This window comes from Cognatilysobacter segetis, assembly GCF_004359965.1.
Classification (GTDB): Bacteria; Pseudomonadota; Gammaproteobacteria; order Xanthomonadales; family Xanthomonadaceae; genus Cognatilysobacter; species Cognatilysobacter segetis.
The window spans coordinates 1-1,226 of sequence record NZ_SMRQ01000098.1; the positions used below are offsets into that span (position 1 = coordinate 1).

Genomic DNA, 1,226 nt, shown 5'->3' on the forward strand with positions numbered 1-1,226 from the left:
CGCGGCGCGGCTTAACTCAGGTGTTAGGCCCCCATGGAAAGTGACGTCGAACTCCAACACTTTTACAAGTTTCGATCAGTTGCTGCGACGGATTGGCCCTTTGTCGAGCGAATATTCACTCACAACGAGCTGTACTTCGCCCGCCCGTCGCAGTTCAACGACCCGTTCGACTGTTACCCAGTGGTGGCCATCAGAGGTACCGACAAGGAGATCCGAAAATACGTCTCCGCGCTTTACCAGCGGCGTCACCCAAACATGTCCCGTCAGGAGCGTCGGGCGAAGTTCAAGGCTATGGCCAGAGAGCCGTTTCGAGATCCCCGGTCCCGCTTCACCGCGGAGAATATGCAACGTGCCATGCGGGAGACCGTAGAAATGGCAGGGATACTTTCTCTCGCCGAGCGTGCTGACCATGTGTTGATGTGGTCGCACTACACCAATTCGCACAAAGGCATTTGCTTGCGTTTTAAGGCGACGCCCGACATACCATTCTTCGCGCGGGCTCAACCGGTGATCTATCAGCGGGAGCGGCCGTCCCTCAATCCCGTTCGCGACAGTGCCTACGACCAAATCGACAAGGCTGTCCTAACAAAGGCCGACTACTGGGAGTATGAGAAGGAATGGCGGATTGTGGAGCACGATCTAGGCCCAGGTGCGCACATCTATCCAGCTGCCGCGCTTGACGGCGTAATTTTCGGCGCGTGCTGCGAGCCGGATACGATCGACAAAGTTAGGAAGTTGCTGGTAAGGCGCCCTATCGAGCTAATGCAAGCCAGAGTGAGCAAGACCGAGTTCCGCATTCATGTTGAGCCGTTGGGGGCCTAACAATTCGTCCAAGCCGGCGCCTCTTTGCGGCGCGGCTTAACTCAGGTGTTAGGGGGCAGATGTGGCTAAACAATCATTCGAACATGACATCTCGTATCTCACTGCGCGAATCGCGGTGCAGCGGCATGGCGAGTCGGTAGGTTCAATTGGGACTGGATTTTTCTTCCAAGCTGCGCTTGACGACGGCACTGGCCGCTCGATCACTCTGCTGATCTCCAACAAACATGTCTTTCTGGATCCCACCGCTATCCTGACCATCTCTCTGAACGAAAAGGACACGGAAGGGAATCCTGCATTCGGAAACGTCAAGACTTTCCAGCAGGACAACTTCAAGAGCATCTATTACCCGCATCCGGATCCCGACGTCGACCTTGCGTGCGTCAATGCCTCTGGCATTTCGCACA

2 protein-coding genes are annotated in these 1,226 nt (G+C 55.8%); both read left to right on the forward strand.

What is annotated here, in order from left to right; all coding sequences use genetic code 11:
• The first annotated feature begins 33 nt into the window (after positions 1-33).
• Complete coding sequence (locus tag E4F61_RS13810) at positions 34-822, forward strand: DUF2971 domain-containing protein (RefSeq protein WP_133480200.1); 789 nt, start codon at positions 34-36, stop codon at positions 820-822.
• Positions 823-883: 61 nt separating this feature from the next.
• Positions 884-1,226: hypothetical protein (locus E4F61_RS13815; protein ID WP_202909015.1), on the forward strand; the 343-nt coding region annotated here is incomplete at its 3' end.